At 46.4% G+C, this 17,426-nt stretch carries 20 protein-coding genes and 2 pseudogenes; 18 read left to right on the forward strand and 4 right to left on the reverse strand.

The annotated features are described in order from the left end of the window. Positions 1 to 37: 37 nt before the first annotated feature. A complete protein-coding gene (locus tag RS881_RS01605) occupies positions 38 to 706 on the reverse strand; it encodes an RNA polymerase sigma factor (RefSeq protein ID WP_315819479.1) in 669 nt (222 codons plus the stop codon). A 235-nt stretch (positions 707 to 941) separates the two neighbouring features. Between RS881_RS01605 and paaA the strand changes: the two genes are divergently transcribed. From paaA to RS881_RS01670, 13 genes and pseudogenes are all read left to right on the forward strand, one after another. Beyond that, positions 942 to 1,889, forward strand: coding sequence for a 1,2-phenylacetyl-CoA epoxidase subunit PaaA (paaA, locus tag RS881_RS01610; RefSeq protein ID WP_315819480.1), 948 nt, complete (start codon positions 942 to 944; stop codon positions 1,887 to 1,889). Between the two features lie 24 nt (positions 1,890 to 1,913). Continuing rightward, complete coding sequence (paaB, locus tag RS881_RS01615; RefSeq protein ID WP_350340078.1) at positions 1,914 to 2,276, forward strand: 1,2-phenylacetyl-CoA epoxidase subunit PaaB; 363 nt, start codon at positions 1,914 to 1,916, stop codon at positions 2,274 to 2,276. A 75-nt stretch (positions 2,277 to 2,351) separates the two neighbouring features. Then, entirely contained in the window at positions 2,352 to 3,134 is a 783-nt protein-coding gene (gene paaC / locus RS881_RS01620) for a 1,2-phenylacetyl-CoA epoxidase subunit PaaC (RefSeq protein ID WP_315819481.1), read from the forward strand. 107 nt (positions 3,135 to 3,241) lie between these two features. After that, positions 3,242 to 4,497, forward strand: a pseudogene (locus tag RS881_RS01625) (enoyl-CoA hydratase-related protein). An 11-nt stretch (positions 4,498 to 4,508) separates the two neighbouring features. Then, a complete protein-coding gene (locus RS881_RS01630; RefSeq protein WP_315819482.1) occupies positions 4,509 to 4,955 on the forward strand; it encodes a PaaI family thioesterase in 447 nt (148 codons plus the stop codon). 174 nt (positions 4,956 to 5,129) lie between these two features. Further along, positions 5,130 to 5,336 (forward strand): hypothetical protein, encoded by a 207-nt coding sequence (locus RS881_RS01635; protein ID WP_315819483.1) that lies wholly within the window; start codon positions 5,130 to 5,132, stop codon positions 5,334 to 5,336. Further along, the gene (locus tag RS881_RS01640) at positions 5,321 to 5,731 is read left to right on the forward strand and encodes a DapH/DapD/GlmU-related protein (protein ID WP_315819484.1); all 411 of its coding nucleotides are present in this window, start codon (positions 5,321 to 5,323) and stop codon (positions 5,729 to 5,731) included. The genes RS881_RS01635 and RS881_RS01640 overlap by 16 nt, the downstream gene beginning before the upstream one ends. Before the next feature lie 183 nt (positions 5,732 to 5,914). Then, positions 5,915 to 6,675: pseudogene (gene cgtA / locus RS881_RS01645) on the forward strand (Obg family GTPase CgtA). A gap of 346 nt (positions 6,676 to 7,021) precedes the next feature. After that, the gene (locus RS881_RS01650) at positions 7,022 to 7,261 is read left to right on the forward strand and encodes a hypothetical protein (protein ID WP_315819485.1); all 240 of its coding nucleotides are present in this window, start codon (positions 7,022 to 7,024) and stop codon (positions 7,259 to 7,261) included. 20 nt (positions 7,262 to 7,281) lie between these two features. Further along, entirely contained in the window at positions 7,282 to 7,653 is a 372-nt protein-coding gene (locus RS881_RS01655) for a hypothetical protein (protein ID WP_315819486.1), read from the forward strand. Then, a complete protein-coding gene (locus RS881_RS01660; protein WP_315819487.1) occupies positions 7,620 to 8,357 on the forward strand; it encodes a hypothetical protein in 738 nt (245 codons plus the stop codon). Before RS881_RS01655 ends, RS881_RS01660 begins: the two co-directional genes overlap by 34 nt. A gap of 41 nt (positions 8,358 to 8,398) precedes the next feature. Continuing rightward, positions 8,399 to 9,427, forward strand: coding sequence for a hypothetical protein (locus RS881_RS01665; protein ID WP_315819488.1), 1,029 nt, complete (start codon positions 8,399 to 8,401; stop codon positions 9,425 to 9,427). 383 nt (positions 9,428 to 9,810) lie between these two features. Then, a complete protein-coding gene (locus RS881_RS01670) occupies positions 9,811 to 10,242 on the forward strand; it encodes a hypothetical protein (protein WP_315819489.1) in 432 nt (143 codons plus the stop codon). Positions 10,243 to 10,387: 145 nt separating this feature from the next. Here RS881_RS01670 and RS881_RS01675 read toward each other — a convergent pair whose 3' ends face one another. Beyond that, positions 10,388 to 11,266, reverse strand: coding sequence for a glycoside hydrolase family 18 protein (locus RS881_RS01675; protein ID WP_315819490.1), 879 nt, complete (start codon positions 11,264 to 11,266; stop codon positions 10,388 to 10,390). Between the two features lie 374 nt (positions 11,267 to 11,640). On the opposite strand from RS881_RS01675, the gene RS881_RS01680 reads away from it, so the two are divergent. The 3 genes from RS881_RS01680 (at position 11,641) to RS881_RS01690 (ending at position 14,446) form a co-directional block, all read left to right on the forward strand. Then, positions 11,641 to 12,858 carry a S46 family peptidase gene (locus tag RS881_RS01680; RefSeq protein ID WP_315819491.1) on the forward strand — a complete coding sequence of 406 codons (1,218 nt, stop codon included), beginning with the start codon at positions 11,641 to 11,643 and terminating at the stop codon, positions 12,856 to 12,858. After that, complete coding sequence (locus RS881_RS01685; RefSeq protein ID WP_315819492.1) at positions 12,803 to 13,798, forward strand: S46 family peptidase; 996 nt, start codon at positions 12,803 to 12,805, stop codon at positions 13,796 to 13,798. Before RS881_RS01680 ends, RS881_RS01685 begins: the two co-directional genes overlap by 56 nt. 180 nt (positions 13,799 to 13,978) lie before the next feature. After that, on the forward strand, positions 13,979 to 14,446 hold the full coding sequence (locus RS881_RS01690) for an RDD family protein (RefSeq protein ID WP_315819493.1): 468 nt from the start codon (positions 13,979 to 13,981) through the stop codon (positions 14,444 to 14,446). Positions 14,447 to 14,461: 15 nt separating this feature from the next. Here the strand turns inward: RS881_RS01690 and RS881_RS01695 are convergent, their stop codons facing one another. Beyond that, on the reverse strand, positions 14,462 to 14,953 hold the full coding sequence (locus RS881_RS01695) for a DNA-3-methyladenine glycosylase family protein (protein ID WP_315819494.1): 492 nt from the start codon (positions 14,951 to 14,953) through the stop codon (positions 14,462 to 14,464). Between the two features lie 199 nt (positions 14,954 to 15,152). On the opposite strand from RS881_RS01695, the gene RS881_RS01700 reads away from it, so the two are divergent. Together RS881_RS01700 and RS881_RS58900 are read left to right on the forward strand one after the other, a co-directional pair. After that, positions 15,153 to 15,425 carry a hypothetical protein gene (locus tag RS881_RS01700; protein WP_315819495.1) on the forward strand — a complete coding sequence of 91 codons (273 nt, stop codon included), beginning with the start codon at positions 15,153 to 15,155 and terminating at the stop codon, positions 15,423 to 15,425. Between the two features lie 74 nt (positions 15,426 to 15,499). Further along, positions 15,500 to 15,841 carry an MnmC family methyltransferase gene (locus RS881_RS58900; RefSeq protein ID WP_350340079.1) on the forward strand — a complete coding sequence of 114 codons (342 nt, stop codon included), beginning with the start codon at positions 15,500 to 15,502 and terminating at the stop codon, positions 15,839 to 15,841. Between the two features lie 67 nt (positions 15,842 to 15,908). On the opposite strand, the gene cysS is transcribed toward RS881_RS58900, so the two are convergent. Continuing rightward, entirely contained in the window at positions 15,909 to 17,327 is a 1,419-nt protein-coding gene (cysS, locus tag RS881_RS01705; RefSeq protein WP_315819496.1) for a cysteine--tRNA ligase, read from the reverse strand. Positions 17,328 to 17,426 lie beyond the last annotated feature (99 nt).

Genomic DNA, 17,426 nt, shown 5'->3' on the forward strand with positions numbered 1-17,426 from the left:
GCAATGTGCTGGATAGCTTCTTGGAGTGGGAAAGAAGTCATAAAAAACAAGCCCCTTTTATGACTGTAAAAATACTGCAATAATGGCAGGAAGAGAAAGAAAACCTTATGATTTTTGGTAGAGCGTCGGGGAATTTTTCAAACTCTTTCCGGACGGCTTCCGTGATCCGTTGGATAGCAATGGCCATTTGCGCATCAATCGTATTGATGGAGATATTGAGTATTTCCGACACTTCCTTATAACGAAGCCCGTCTTCCCGGATCAGCTTAAAGATCATTTTACAACGTGGCGGCAGCCCTTCTACCGCCTGCCTGATCTTTTGATACGTCTCGGCCGTGATCATGATCTGCTCCGGCGATACCCCCGTTTCCTGCAGTGCAATGTCAATATTGTCAAAAGGCTCAATAATGCTCTCCTTGGCTTTGCGCGACAAATAATTGAGCGCCGTATTCTTGGTAGCCGTGTAGAGATAGATCCTAAGATTATTGATTCCCGTAACCGTAGCCCGTTGATTCCAGAGCCGGATAAACACATCTTCCACGATCTCTTCTGCCGCCTCTTTCGTTTTTACCAGCGCCAGGGCAAAATAATGCAGCCTTTTATTAAATAGATGATACAACTCGCGAAATGCAAGCTCGTCCCCCTTCGCTACTTTCCGTAACATTGGTTCAATATGCGCAAGATCATGATCCTGTGAATACTCCATAAACGCAATCGTTAACAAGCAGGTCAATACAATCGTTTATAACCCCCATAAAAGGCAAAGGCCCGTACCCTTTCTCCAACCCCACAACAATACACCTCCTGCAGCCCCTTAACTCGACAATCCAGTCCCTTTCTTGGCTGCTTTGCCACCCAAAATACAATAAAACAATAAGCTAACAACCGTTAGCAAAGCGGCAAATTATAATTACCTTTGATTCACCTAAAAACTTGTTACCATGTCTGTGCAGGAACTGGAAAAAATTTTTCAGCATAAAGTAGACCAGGAAATAAAGATTGAGCCCAGAGACTGGATGCCCGATGCTTACCGCAAAACACTCGTGCGTCAGATCAGCCAACATGCCCATAGCGAGATCGTTGGTATGCTGCCCGAAGGCAATTGGATCTCCCGCGCACCCAGCCTCAAACGCAAAGCCATCCTCCTCGCCAAGGTACAGGATGAGGCCGGCCATGGCCTATACCTGTATTCCGCCGTGGAAACATTGGGCACTACCCGCAATCAAACCATTGAAGACCTGCACAGCGGCAAGGCCAAATATTCGTCCATCTTTAATTATCCCACCCTCACCTGGGCCGATATGGGCGCTGTTGGCTGGCTGGTTGATGGGGCGGCGATCCTTAACCAGGTGATGCTTTGCCGCGCCTCTTATGGCCCCTACGCACGTGCCATGGTACGTATATGTAAAGAAGAAAGCTTTCACCAACGCCAGGGATTTGAAATATTACTCGTTCTTTCCAAAGGTACGCCCGAACAACAGGCCATGTGCCAGGATGCTATCAATCGTTGGTGGTGGCCATCCCTCATGATGTTTGGTCCTAAAGACAGCGAATCTACCCACTCCGACCAAAGCATGACCTGGAAAATAAAACGCAAAAGTAATGATGAACTGAGGCAGCAATTTGTTGACATGATTGCGGAACAGGCCAAAATATTGAATATTACCCTGCCCGATCCCCACCTGAAATGGAATGCCCAAAAAGGCCATTACGATTTTGGTGAAATTGATTGGACAGAGTTCTGGAATGTCGTCAAAGGCAATGGACCTTGTAATAAACAACGGCTGCAAGCACGCCGCAATGCCTGGACCGAAGGCGCCTGGGTACGCGATGCCGCTGCCGCCCACGCCGAAAAACGCAAAGCACGGCAAGAAGTAAAAGCCGCCTGATTATTGATTAATTAATAATTGACAATGAACTTACGAGTAACAAAATACTATTACGGTGACATACCTGAAGAGAATGGAAGCGGTGCCATTGAAAGCAAAACATCCACTGCCAACTGGCCCCTGTGGGAAGTATTCATCCGCAGCAAGCAGGGCCTTGATCACAAACATGTAGGTAGCCTCCAGGCTGCCGATCCACAAATGGCCATTGAGAATGCCAGAGACGTATATACCCGCCGATCAGAAGGCATCAGTATATGGGTCGTAGAAAGCAAATACATCCATGCCTCCAATCCCGATGATGCCGGCGCCTTCTATGAACCTGCCAATGATAAAATATACCGCCACCCCACTTTCTATGACCTGCCCGATGAGTTGAAGCACATGTAGCGGCTTATCATCGAAGATCGAACAGTGAGAGTTGGGCATTGAAAATTGAGCATTAGAACATTTAATATTCAGCATTTGAACCAGACTTTAATCAACTATACCACCCATCTGGCCGATAACACCCTGATCCTCTCCCAGCGCAACAGCGAATGGTGCGGCCATGGCCCCGTACTGGAACAGGATATTGCCATCACCAATATTTCTCTCGATCTTATTGGACAGGCGCGTAGCCTGTACCAATACGCGGCTGCCTTAACAAATGCTGATAACAACCGATCTCCGGGCCGCGGCGAGGCCACTGAAGATTCCCTGGCTTACCTGCGTGATGAACGCCATTTCAAAAACTGCCTGATCACCGAATTACCCAGGGGCGATTGGGGGCAAACCATCCTCCGACAGTTCTTCTTCAGTGCATACCAGTACCTCCTGTACGGGCAACTCCAAAGATCAAGCGATCCTACCCTGGCTGCCATTGCAGAGAAATCTATGAAAGAAGTAACCTATCACCTGCGCTGGAGCAGTGAGTGGGTGATCAGGTTGGGTGATGGCACCGATGAAAGCCATGCACGTATGCTCAAGGCACTCGATGCCCTCTGGAACTATACCGGCGAATTCTTTATACCGGCCGGCTACGAGACGGCCATGGCCGCTGCCGGCATTGGCGTGGATGTTCCTGCCTTGCAACAATCCTGGCGCAATAAAGTGCAGGAGATCTTTCAGGAAGCCACACTGCCTTTTCCTCCAGCGGAGCCCTTCATGCATACCGGAGGTAAAACAGGGCTCCATACCGAATACCTGGGTTACATCCTGGCCGAAATGCAATACCTCCAACGTGCCTATCCAGGCGCCGAATGGTAAACCCGTTTATTGAACAATGAATATTGAGCATAGAGCATTTGACTACAACTACAAACATATCAACCCCAGAGATTTGGTCCTTACTGGAACAGGTTCCCGATCCGGAAGTGCCGGTACTGTCAATTATCGACCTGGGCATTGTGCGTGAGGTAAAAGCGGCGGCTGATGAAGTAGAGGTCACCATCACCCCCACCTATAGCGGCTGTCCCGCTATCGACGCTATAACCGTCAGTATCCGCCTCCTGTTGCTGGAAAAAGGATTCAAAAAAATCAACATCAAACAAGTATTATCACCAGCCTGGACCACCGACTGGATGAGCGAGGCAGGCAAACAAAAACTCCTGGCTTATGGCATAGCACCCCCAACCCCATACAGCAGGTTTGTAATGTACAACTGTTTGCCGAAGACGAAGCCGTTGCCTGTCCCCTGTGCAGTTCCTTCCATACCCGCCGCATCAGCGAGTTTGGTTCCACCGCCTGTAAAGCACTTTATCAGTGCAATGATTGCCAGGAACCCTTCGACTATTTTAAATGCCATTAAAAACATACCTATTTTTATTCTTCAATCCATCAACATGCCTTCTATTCTGTTTCAGATCGACAACAACGTAGCCATCATCACCCTCAATCGCCCTGATAAGCTCAATGCGTTTAACCGCGAAATGGCTTTACTCCTCCAGCAAAAGCTGGATGAGTGCGCATCCTTACAGGAAGTGCGTTGCGTGTACATGACCGGCGCTGGCAAAGGATTTAGTGCCGGTCAGGACCTGGCCGAGATCGTAGCGACTGATGGCCCCACCATGACACAGATCCTTAGCGAACATTATAACCCCATTATCGACCGCATTCGCAAAATGGCAAAACCTGTAATTGCAGCAGTAAATGGCGTTGCAGCAGGCGCAGGCGCCAATATCGCTTTGTGTTGTGATATCGTAGTGGCTGCTCAATCCGCCTCCTTCATACAGGCTTTTTCCAAACTGGGCCTCATACCCGATAGCGGGGGCACTTTTTCCTGCCTCGCCTCATCGGTTGGCAAAAAGCATCCGCCCTTGCTATGCTGGGCGATAAAATAGCGGCCGACGAAGCTGAGCGTATGGGCATGATCTATAAAGTAATTGCCGGCGATGGATTTGCATCTGCCACATTGCAACTGGCACAGCAGGTTGCTCAAATGCCCACCCATGGATTGGCCCTCACCAAACAGGCCCTCAACCAATCCTTCACCAACAATTATGAACAGCAACTGGCCTTGGAAGATCAATTACAACAAGCTGCAGCCCTTACCGACGATTACAAAGAAGGCGTCAACGCATTCCTGGAAAAAGAACACCCGTTTTCCAAGGCAAATAGTCAAACTATATAAGAATAAACAATATGCAGGCAGATCAATTGGCCGTACAGGTAGTCGATAAAATGATGCAGAAAGATGCTTTTAGCCAATGGCTGGGCATCAAAGTAATTGAAGTGCGTGAAGGATATTGCAAGCTACAAATGACCCTAAGAGATGAAATGCTCAATGGCTTTGGTGTTATACATGGCGGCATTACCTTTTCCCTGGCCGATAGCGCCCTGGCATTTGCCTGTAACAACCGCAATAACCTTTCCCTGGCATTGGATGTGTCCATCACCTTTACCAAATCCGGCTTGCCGGGCGATCTATTTACCGCTGAAGCCAAAGAAGTGCACAATGGCCGGAGTACTGGCCTCTACCTCATCAGCGTTACCAATCAAAACAACCAGCCCGTAGCTGTTTTCAAAGGCACCTGCTTCAGAACCGGTAAGGAATTGATACCTGTTGAGCTCACCACCGGCGAAGTATAAAGACGGGAGGATCATGTCGTTTAAGCTGTCCTTCTTTGAGGGGTGTTTTTAGCCCCTTTAGGGGCCTAAGCTTTGTAGAAAAACGTATTCAAAGAGTATTGTGCGCTGTAGGCGCACCACCCATACCCGGTGAAGCATAAAGACTGGTCAATAATCAATAATCAGTAATCAACAATGATCTACTCCTTCAAGGGTTTCATTCCCGTCGTTCATCCATCTTCATTCATCCATCCACAAGCCGCCGTAACAGGCAATGTGATCATTGGCAAAAACGTATACGTAGGCCCGGGCGCTGCCATCCGGGGCGATTGGGGGCCATCATCATTGAAGACGGATGTAACATTCAGGAAAACTGTACCATTCACATGTTCCCTGGCGTGACCGTTTTGCTGAAGGAAGGTGCGCATATTGGCCATGGCGCCGTTATTCATGGCGCTACTATTGGCAAAAACTGCCTCATTGGTATGAATTCCGTTATTATGGACAATGTGGAACTGGGTGATGAATGCGTGGTGGGCGCATTGTCCCTTGTGAAGGCCAATGAAAAAATTGCCCCGCGTAGCTTAATGATGGGCAATCCCGCCCGTCTCGTAAAACAGGTAAGCGATGAAATGATTACCTGGAAAACCGCCGGTACCCGCCTATATCAGGCCCTCCCCGCCGAAATGCAGGAACAATGGGAGCCTTGTGAACCCCTGCGCGAAATACCCCATGATAGGCCTGTGCAGGAAGTGCTCTACAAAACCTGGAATAGTATAAAAGACCAGTCCGAATAGCTAACAACTCTTTTGCACGGTTTATACGCACAATGGCCCCTTAATTCCCTCCTTATTATACCCGGCCCAAACCCGGAACAATTTGCCCTATCTTTGCACCTCGCAATGGAAAAGACAAACTTTGTAGACCAGATCAGGATATTTTGCCGCAGTGGGCATGGGGGTGCTGGCAGTAAGCACTTTATGCGTACCAAATTCAATGCCCAGGCTGGCCCCGATGGCGGTAATGGCGGTAGGGAGGCCACATCATTTTACGGGGCAACAAGAACCTTTGGACCTTATTACACCTTCGTTACTATAAGAACGTACTGGCCGAGAACGGCGAAACCGGCAGCGGCAACAATTGCACCGGTCGCAGCGGTAAAGATGTTATTATAGAAGTACCCCTGGGCACCGTGGCCCGGGATGAAGAAACTGAAGAAACACAAGCCGAAATACTGGAAGATGGTCAGGAGATCGTCTGGATCAAGGGCGGTCGTGGCGGATTGGGCAATGCCGAATTTGCTACCCCCACCAACCAGGCTCCTGAACATGCCCAACCCGGCGAACCCGGCGAAGAAGCCTGGAAAGTACTGGAACTCAAAGTACTGGCCGATGTGGGACTCGTGGGTTTTCCCAATGCAGGTAAATCTACACTCCTGTCCGTAATGACCGCTGCCAAACCCAAAATTGCCGATTATGCCTTCACTACCATTATTCCCCAATTGGGCATGGTAGAATACCGCAATGGCCGCAGCTTCTGTATGGCCGATCTGCCAGGTATCATTGAAGGCGCCGCCGAAGGCAAAGGCCTGGGCCACCGCTTCCTGCGTCATATTGAACGCAACCCCGTATTGCTATTCCTGATCCCCGCCGATAGCAATGACCATAAAAAGAGTTTGAGATCCTCGTCAATGAACTCGAACAATACAATCCCGAACTCCTCCATAAACAATTCATCATAGCCATCAGTAAAAGCGATATGCTGGATGACGAGCTCAAAGAAGCCATTGAAAAAGAACTTCCCAAGGGCGTCCCCATCTCTTTATTTCCTCGGTTATACAAAAGGGCATCCCCGAACTGAAAGACCTCCTCTGGAAAGTATTGAATGAAGAAAACAACAAGATCTAAGAGTAAGTATATATCATACCAACAGCCTCCAACCGGAGGCTGTTTCGTTCTCACCCTTCCATAACCACCCTCAACTACCTGCCCCAATAATGAGTAATCAATAATCAATAATTCTCTCCCTCACTAACCACTCCCTATTAATTCCTTAGCTTTGGTATCTTACTAACCAATGCCTGTCTTATGTCAATTGTTGACTCAAAGTTCTGGAGAACTACCTGGTATCTCCTTACACACATCCTGCTTTTCATTTCACGGCTCCTCAAGTCTATCTGGCTTTTCTTTCCTGGCATCCTGTTCCTTGTATTGGGCATGTGGACCTTTTGGACCCTCGGCCAGGGCAAAGACATCATTGTGGCCTTTACCGAGAACCACCAGGCAAAAGCTTTCTTTTTATTGCCATTGCCTTCTGGATCTACGTAAGCTGGTATTCCGCAAGAGTAGTGGCCTACCTCAAAAAAAGTAAACAGGAAGACAGGATACTAAAGATCATGGGCACCTGCACACCCGATGAAGTAGCCAGGAAAATAACCAATACACAATATTTTGAACTGCCTCCTGTATGGTTGCATATCTTTCCCCATATTATCGGCTATGCCTGCCTCCTGGTGATTGAACTGGCCGTATTACAATCCCCCGTTTTAGGCGCCGATGCCATGGCGCCCGGCAAAGCTGCTTTGTACTTCTTCCTGGGTATGGTTATTTCCTGGGGCCTTGATGACATTGTACGTGATTTTGCAGAGAAGCACTTAAAACTATCCCGCATCCTTTTTATGTTCTATTGGCCATCTTTCTGCTGGCGGCTACCCTTGTGATCAGCAATCCCAAAGGATCTATCTTGTCATTACTGTGGGTACTCCTCCTCCTCCATGCTGTATTCCTGTTGTACATCAACCTCCGCAAAAAAATAGTGCCCAATCCTCCTAAGACCAAGCCGTTTATTATTACCCGCTGCATGTATGTGCTAATGGATTTCTTGCGCATACCCCGTACAGAGATCGGGTATTTTCAATGGTTCAATATTGTTGCCGTAGCTGGTTTGATCGTTTACCTCCTGGCCATCAATTCCATTCCTGTTTCCTGGCAATTGGGCCCCTTTCCCTTTGTGCTCCTGGCTTTCGCCGTATTACTGGGGTTTGGCAATATCCTTACCGCCCTTTCCGTAAAGACCAATATCAACCTCCACTTCATCATTTTTATCATTGCCTTCCTCCTTGGGTCAAAAGAAACCCATTACGTACGCACCAAACAGTTTGATACCCCGCCCAACATGGCATCTATAACCAACGCCAGGATATACAAACCTATACCCGGAATTGGATTACAGACCGCGGTGCAGCGATCGACAGTGCCAAAGGCAGCTATCCTGTATATTATGTACTGGCCAATGGTGGCGCTTCCCGCTCTGGTTATTGGACCGCTTCCGTACTCGGCAAACTGGAAGACGCTACAACCAATACCCCCGACCCTTTTTCCCGCCACGTATTTTGCCTTTCCGGAACCTCTGGAGGAGGAGTAGGCGTAGCTACTTTCTTTTCCCTGCTTTATGAAAGGAGTAAAATGTCGGGCAATGTGAATGTATCCTACCTCAGGTCTGCCCGCCTCTTCCTTAAAAAGGACTTTCTAACCCATACCCTGGCCCATATGCTGGGGCCCGATTACTTTAAATACATCTTTCACATCAACAACGATGATCTTTCCGACAGGGCCGGTGCCCTGGAAGAAACCATTGAAGCCGGTGCACGCACCGTGAATGATACCTTGCGTGCTCCAATGGATCAACCCTTTTCAAAAATGATTGCCCTGCGCAACCAGCCTTATAACCTGCCCGTGCTTTGCATCAATACCACCCGTGTGCAGGATGGCAACCCGGCAGTAGTAACCAATATCCGTTTAAACAAAGAGATATTCAATAACCGCGAAGATGTACTGGATGTACTCAACGATACCCTCGATATGCGCCTCAGTACCGCCTCCATACTGGGTGCCCGTTTCCCTTACATCAGCCCGGCAGGCCGGATAGACCAGTGGCTGCCCGAAAGAACACGTGTGAAGAAATCAGACAGTATGCTGATTCACTATTTTGTAGATGGCGGGTATTTCGATAACTCTGGTGCAGGTGTGGTGCAGGAAATGATGCGGGCCATGCTTATACAGGCTGATACCTCCAAAGACCTGGTATTCAAACAAAGAGTCGCCAAACTCCACCTCGTCGTACTGCACATTACCAATAGCCCCGTAGGCGTAGCGCCACTGGGAGCCGTTGGCCCCTTGAAAAATGACCTCTCCTCACCCATCCTTACCATCATGGGCGCCTATGATATGCAAACTACCGTAAACGATAAGCGGTTGATCAACTTCCTCAAAGACATTGACCGCGACTCCACTTGTAATAGCGCAGAATACTATCCCCTGCATTTATACAAAGACCTTGCTGAAAAACAGGAAGAAAGGAAGCGGGGCGATACCCTCAAAGAAATTCCCTATGCCATGAATTGGTTCATTTCCGATACTACCCTCAAACGAATGGATAACCGCTTATTGATACAACCTAAACTACAGGCCCTTATTAAAAGAATGACACCTTAAGTTTATAAAGAGGTTACATAAAGAGGTGACACCTTTCATTTACGCAGCTAGGGAAAGGTGTCACCTCTTTTCAACTATGGGTGGGTCGCCTTGCAGCGCTGCTCTGCTGCATGGCAAGGCGGCTCACCCTGTTGTCTGTTTTAGTGTCTTTTCAATGAAAGCTACTCCATTCCGTTTCAGTGTTTCTACATGGAAACATAATGATGACTTAACCCTTCCAGGCCCTGCTTTATTTGCTGCATTAAATAAAATGACCTACTTTTATACTATACGTTACTTATCCCTCCAATGATTGTTTCCCCTGATTGTGCTGCCTCCTTGATTGCTATCCACAGCGTTGCTTGCGCATACAACTATTAATCATTTATTTAATTCCTTTTTGTATGAAAAAGCAATCCATGTATGTGGTGAAAACCATCCTGTTAACAAGATTCCTGGCAATTACAACAGCAATGATCCTATTGACCCAGATTTCCGTCGCTCAAACCAGGGCCGTAGCTGTTAGAGAGCCCCTTATCGAAACAGCCAGTGTAACACATATCGGCAATACCAAAGGCAATGTCGTATTTCAGGTGCAATACGATAACCAGGCCGGCGATAGATTTTCCTTGATCATCAAAAGTATCGACGACACTATACTATTCCAGGATAACTATACCGATAGAAAATTCAATAAAAGATTTCAGTTGCCAGAGCCGCTCTCCGATAAACTCAGGTTTATTATTAGACCCTTTAAAGGCAATCAGGTACAAACCTTTGAAGTAAATACCAGCACAAGAATAATAGAAGAGATCGTCGTAAAGAAAGCCAGCTAATCACAGCCTTGAATAACAAAGAGGCAACTGTTTTTACAGTTGTCTCCTGCATCAATTTACATATGTCTACGGGCCATTGCCGACTGCCGTTCCCGGCTGCCACTTGCCCCTCAATACGTTCTTCCAATCGTATCACAAGCTGCCTTTAATAAGGAGTTGCCATCATGCGCATCCTGCCCCTTTTCCCACAACATAATGCCATTGGCCTGTTGTTTGGCAAGTGCAGCTTTCTTTTAATGGTAAAAGTACCATTGTAATAGATCATATAAGCCGTAGGCCAGCCCGATGCCGTTACCATAGCCGAATCAGACAATGGGTTGCCACCCTGGCCAATAATGCTGTTATAGGATAGGGTAGTATTGGATTGTGTAATGCCCGATGGCCTTCCATAGGCTGGTAAGCCCAATACAAACTTCGATTTGGGCATGCTGCGGGTGGTAAGCCAGTAGTTCATACAGGTTTGTACCAACGCCATATCCGAATGGTGTTTATAAGCTGCCGTAGTACTGAAATCATCATACACCATAACATTGAACCAGTCTACATAAGTAAACAATTCTCCTTTAATAGCGTCCCGGTAACTTCCCGCATATTTACCTGCTGTAATAGCAGCAGTAAGGTAATACTTACCATCCCGGTGGCAGCTATCACTTAACTCCTTCATTAAATTCGTAAACATAATATCAGATCCATCAGCAGTACTGGGAAATTCCCAGTCTACATCTACACCATGTACCTGGTAGTTGCGAACCTGGTTTATGACCTGCTTAATAAAACCATTGCGACCAGTAGCCGTGGCAGCCATCGTACGGAAATCGGCCGATGCCCCATTGATACTGATCATCACCTTGGCATTGTTGGCTTTTGCCTTGGCCACCACTGCAGTAAAAGTGGCGGGATTGTTGACTACCAACGTGCCGGCAGCATTGAGCGTAAAGAACGCATAGTTTACCACATTCGTCATACGGAACTTGATATCCGGTACTGCATTCGCGTCCCTATACGATGGGAAATATCCAACCACCTTGAAACCAAGATCAGGTGGAGCTTTAATGACTACAGCCGGGGGATCCGAGACCCCATCCTTTTGCTACAGCCTGCCAAAATATAAAGAAAGACAACAGATAAGTAAAACAGTTGACGGTGAGACATACTATTTGGTTGGGTGCGCTGTGTTTATCATACACAGCAGTTGTTTGAATAGGGGATACCTGTTAAATATAAACGATTCCCTTTACACGAAAGTGCAAAACCAGCAGCAATAATTTTTTTGCTGCGGGTTATTAAGGATTCCCCGTATCCTTTGCCCCTTCTCACTTTCAGCCCATGCATTATTCCGCAAAAAATCACCCCATTACAAAATTTTCAAGTACGTTTGTCGTCTAAATTAATCTCTGTATGAAAAAGCTTTTCATAGCGATTGCTTTAATGATTTCCGTATTCCGATCCCTGGCCGATGAAGGCATGTGGTTGCCCCTGCTATTGGGACAACAAGTTTATAATGACATGGTAAAACGTGGCCTTAAACTCACCAAAGACCAGCTATACCATATTAACAAAGCCTCCATCAAAGATGCCATCATCATTTTCAATGGTGGTTGTACCGGCGAAATTGTAAGCAATGAAGGCCTCATCTTTACCAACCACCATTGTGGATATGATGCCATTGCACGCGCCAGCTCCGTAACCAACAATTACCTCAAAGATGGTTTCTATGCAAAAACTAAGGGCGAAGAGATCCCTTCTCAGGGATTGTATGTTGAATTCCTCCTTAAGATCGAAGATGTAACTAAAGAAATTGAAGATGCTGCCAAAGATGCATCCGGTGCCGACCGTATTGCCAAGGTAAATGCAGCCATTGCTGCCGTTAACCAACGTTACTCCGATGAGTCCAAAAGTATAATTGCCCGCGTAAGCCCCTTATTCAAAGGGAACCAATTCCTGGTTTTTGTTTATCAGCGATATACCGATATCCGCCTCGTAGGTGCCCCCTCCGAAAGCATTGGAAAGTTTGGTGGCGATACCGACAACTGGGAATGGCCACGTCACACCGGCGATTTTTCAGTTTTCCGTGTATATGGTAAAGACGGCCAGCCTGCCGTTTACGCCACTGATAATACACCCCTCAAGCCTAAATATTTCCTGCCTGTTTCCATCAAAGGCATCAAGGATGGTGATTACGCCATGATCTATGGCTATCCCGGTGGTACCAATCGTTACGAATCCTCCTTTGGCGTAAAGCAAAAGATCGACATTAGCAATCCAACACTGGTCAAGCTGCGCGATATACGACTCAAATACATGTTTGAGCAAATGAAAAACGATCCCGCTATTAAGCTACAGCTCGCTTCCAACTATGCCTCCATTGCCAATTACTGGAAGTTTTTTGATGGCGAAACAAAACAATTGATCAAATACAATATCTACGATCAGAAGAAAGCAGCTGAAGCCAAATTCCAGCAATGGGCCAATGGTAAAACCGAATTTCAAAACCTCTTCTCCGACTGGTCAACTGCCTATGATGCCTGGAGACCCTACAGCAAACACCAGGTGTATTTGAATGAAGGAATATTCGGCTCCCCCTGCTTGCTTTTGCAGCCAGCCTGCAACAAGTAGAGAATGCCATTGTAAAAAAGGAAGCTCTGCCGACATCAAGAAAGCCGTCGATGCAGCTAAAGAAGCCAGGACCAATTTCCTCAAAGGAGAAAACAAGACATCCGATCAGCAAATTGTAGGTACTGTCCTCATGATGTTTTATAACGATGTTGATAAAAGTCAACATCCCATCAGCTTCTTTGAAAGCCTGCGGGGCAGCTTTGGTGATCTGAAGGACGAGGCCACCTATAAAAAGTTTGCCAACAACTTGTTTACCAACACCATGATCCTGGACGACAACAAATGGAATGCCTTCTGCAATAATCCCGATGCTACCGTTTTACAGGCCGATCCTGCCTATGCCACAGCTACCGCCTTTGTAAAGAACTGGATTGGCAAATACCTGCCCCAATCCCAACAATTCAATGCAAAGAATGCCGAATTGGGCCGTATCTACCTCAAGGGCATCTTGCAAATGGATACCGTCAAAGCCAAAAAAATGTATCCCGATGCCACCTTTACTATGCGCGTAAGCTATGGTAATGTGAAAAGCTATCAGCCTCGTGATGCTGTAAAATATGATTACGTAACCACCATGAGCGGCGTACTGGAAAAGTACCAACCTGGTGATTATGAATTCGATCTGCCAGCCAAACTCCTCGAATTAGCGAAAAAGAAAGATTTTGGTCAGTATATCGACCCTGTTCGCAAAGACCTGGTGGTAGGCTTTATTACCACCAATGACATTACCGGCGGTAACTCAGGTTCCCCGGTCATTGATGGCAATGGTAACCTCATTGGCCTGGCATTTGACGGTAACTATGAAGCCCTTAGCCATAAAATTGCCTTTGATCCAGTATACAATCGTACAATCTGCGTCGATGTACGCTATGTACTCTGGTGCATTGATAAATTGGGCGGAGCTTCCAACATTATTAAGGAGTTGAAATTGGTGAAATAGCCCTGAAAATTGATCTTTGTCAAACCCTGCAGTGGCCATCCGGCAACGACTGCAGGGTTTCTTTATTGCGTATACACAGTTCTATTTTGGATTCAGTAAACTAAGCGTTTCCACATTTTCATATATCAATTTATTTACGTTACTTGTAGGGAGAAAGTCGAACCCAACCAATCCCGTTCCATGAGCCCAACCGTCAGTGAAAACCTGTTGCAGGATCTTGAACAGGAATTAACTTCCCCACAAGATGCCAAAGCCCAATTGCGCTTTGTCAACTACGTTATAGACCTCCTTAGCTTTTATACTATTGTAATAATTTGCATCATCCTGATAGCCCTTACTGCCTATGGAAGTAAAGTCTTTCAAGTGATAGAAAGCATGTCTGATATATCAGACTTTGTACTACTCCATGTACTTTATGGGATTTATATGCTGCTTGTAGAAGGCGTGTTCAAAGGCAAAACATTGGGCAAATTGATTACCCGCACCCGGGTAGTGCATCTACGTACAGATTCCTTTAGCTGGCGCGATGCCTTTAGAAGAGGCTGTATGCGTATGATACCCCTGGAATATTTTACCGCTTGCGTAGGTAGCCCCTTTCATGATCAGTGGACCGAAACCAGGGTTATTAAAGAAAAAAAACGTTCATAGGTTTATACCCCTTATTTATTTCTCTGGACTATTGTCTTTCCAATGCCATAAATGTATGCAGGCATACGTGCGGTACGGGCTCCATTTTCCGGAAATGCGCAGCAAGTCAGCCCTGAACTTCTTTTTGTCCTCCCGCTTCAACTTGTATATCCCGATCATAGCATTTTGTATACCCAGGTCGTCTATAGAAAATACATCTTCCCGGCCCAGCGCAAACATCAGCAACATCTCTGCCGTCCAGCGACCCACCCCTTTTATCTGAGTAAGATAGGCAATCACTTCCTCATTCTCCATCCTGTACAATTTCTTATGGTCCATTCCCTGTTCTATTGAAAAACGCGCCACATTATGCACATACATTGTCTTGGCATTCGATAAGCCAATACTTCTTAATGTAGGCAATGGTGTATTAAGGATCTGTTCAGCCGTGGGTTCTTTGCCATCATATAAATTAAGAAAGCGTTGGTAGATCACATCCGCCACTTTGGTAGATAACTGCTGGCTCATAATAGAAGCGCAGAGATAAATGCAGATGTTCTTGCGCTTCTTTAAGGTAACCCCCTCGTGCGTTTCAACAAGCTTTTGAAACGCTTATCCTTGCTTAAATGCTCTTTGTATACCATAGATCAGGTTTGATGTAACAAGTGTTTAGGTTTCTAAATTAATAAATTTTGTCCGTGCTATCCCCGCTCAATAGCTTTGCAGCATGGTAGAAAGGGAAATCATGATAACCGCCGATGGATCTGTCACCATCGCTATACCAGAACTGAAAGTTACTTACCATTCTAAACACGGCGCCATCCAGGAGTCCAGTCATGTATTTATTGAAGCCGGATTGAAACCCCTGTTGCAAAGTCAACAAACCATTTATATTTTTGAAATGGGATTGGGTACTGGTCTAAATGCCCTTCTTACACTCGTGGAAGCTGAAAAGCAACAACAAAAATACATTACCAGGCAGTCGAGGCTTTTCCATTAGAAACTACCATCGTAGCCCAACTTAATTACTGCGAACAATTACAACAACCTGACCTGCACCCCCTTTTTGAACATTTGCATACCTCCCCTTGGAACACTCCCATTAGCCTTACATCCTGGTTTGCATTTCAAAAGTACCACTCCAGCCTTTTCAATCTGGCAACTCCCCAGCCTGTCAACCTAATCTACTATGACGCCTTCGCTCCTGGTGCCCAGCCGGAGCTGTGGACCGTAGATGCCTTTACCCATTTATTCGGCATGCTAACAGCAGGAGGTATTTTGGTTACCTACTGTTCCAAAAGCGATGTGCGGCGTGCGATGATGGCGGCAGGATTTGTCGTGAATAAAATACCCGGTCCACATGGTAAAAGAGAAATGGTAAGAGCAGTAAAACCAGCTGCGGGTCACGAGACTTAAACCACAAGGCTGTCAATAAAAAAGCCACCCGCCGAAGCAGGTGGCTGACATTATCCTAACGATAAGATTAATCAAAAGAATAACTTACCCGTCCATCCTTCTCGTCCTTTAATAAAATGCCTAGCTGTTGTAACTGGTTGCGTATTTTATCAGAAGTAACAAAATCCTTGCGTCCGCGTGCATCTTTCCGTATTTCAATCAACAGATCCAATACTCCAGTCAGCTTGCCATCTTCATTGGCCGTTTCCCCTTTCAGACCCAGTATATCTTCCAGGTAAGCCTTGAAATATTGCTGCAAGCGGTTGAAGCTGTTTTGAGAAATAGCAGTAACCGCAATAAGTTTATCCCGCATAGAATTAATGACCGGCAATATTTCAAACAGGTTAGCCAACACCTTGGCCGTACTGAAATCATCATTCATAAAGTCATCCATCTCCGATAGCAACTTGTTAACCTTCGCATCTAATTCCTGATCAAACGATTCTGTATTCTGTATTCTGTATTCTAAATTCTTCGAATGCTCATACCCTTCCCACAGCCTTTTCAGTCCTTTCTCTGCAGCCTGTAGCGCCTCATTACTAAAATCAAGCGTGCTACGGTAATGCGTTTGAAGGATCGAAAAACGGATCGTCATAGGACTATAGGCCTGTTCCAGCAAGGGATGCGTACCTGCAAACATCTCTGTTAGCTTGATCTGGTTATTGTAGGCTTTACCCATCTTTTTGCCGTTCACCGTGATCATATTGTTGTGCATCCAATAACGCGCCGGCACATGTTTATTACAAATCGTACTTTGTGCAATCTCACTTTCATGGTGCGGAAATTGTAGGTCCATTCCTCCTCCATGAATATCGAATTCCGTGCCCAGGTACTTGGCACTCATAGCCGAGCACTCAATATGCCAGCCCGGAAAACCTTCACCCCAGGGACTTACCCAACGCATGATATGTTGCGGGGGCGCTGCTTTCCATAAAGCGAAATCCTGCTTATTCCTTTTCTCATCCTGCCCTTCCAGATCCCGTGTCGTTTCCAATTGCTCATCCAATACCCGTCCACTCAATTTCCCATATGGATAATGTGCTGCATATTTCTTTACATCAAAGTATACCGAACCATTTACCTCATAAGCATATCCATCAGCCATGATCTTTTTAATCATTTCAATTTGCTCCACAATATGCCCTGTAGCCGTAGGTTCAATACTCGGTTCCAGGTTGTTGAACTCCAACATCGCCCAATGGAATAAGTTGGTATATTTTTGCACCAGTTCCATTGGCTCCAGCTTTTCCAGTACCGCTTTATTAGCAATCTTATCTTCTGCTTCACGCCCCTCCTCTTCAAAGTGGCCTGCATCCGTAATATTGCGTACATACCTTACCTTATATCCCAGGTGCGTCAGGTAGCGATACACCACATCAAAAGTGATATAAGGCCGGGCATGGCCTAGATGACTTTCACCACTTACAGTAGGGCCGCATACATACATGCCCACATGCCCTGGTGTAAGGGGGTGAATACTTCCTTCTGTCTGCTATAAGAATTCAGAACTTTCAGTTCACTCATAAAAAATCGTTGATGTCAGTCT

The organism is Paraflavitalea speifideaquila (genome assembly GCF_032395985.1).
Taxonomy (GTDB): domain Bacteria; phylum Bacteroidota; class Bacteroidia; order Chitinophagales; family Chitinophagaceae; genus Paraflavitalea; species Paraflavitalea speifideaquila.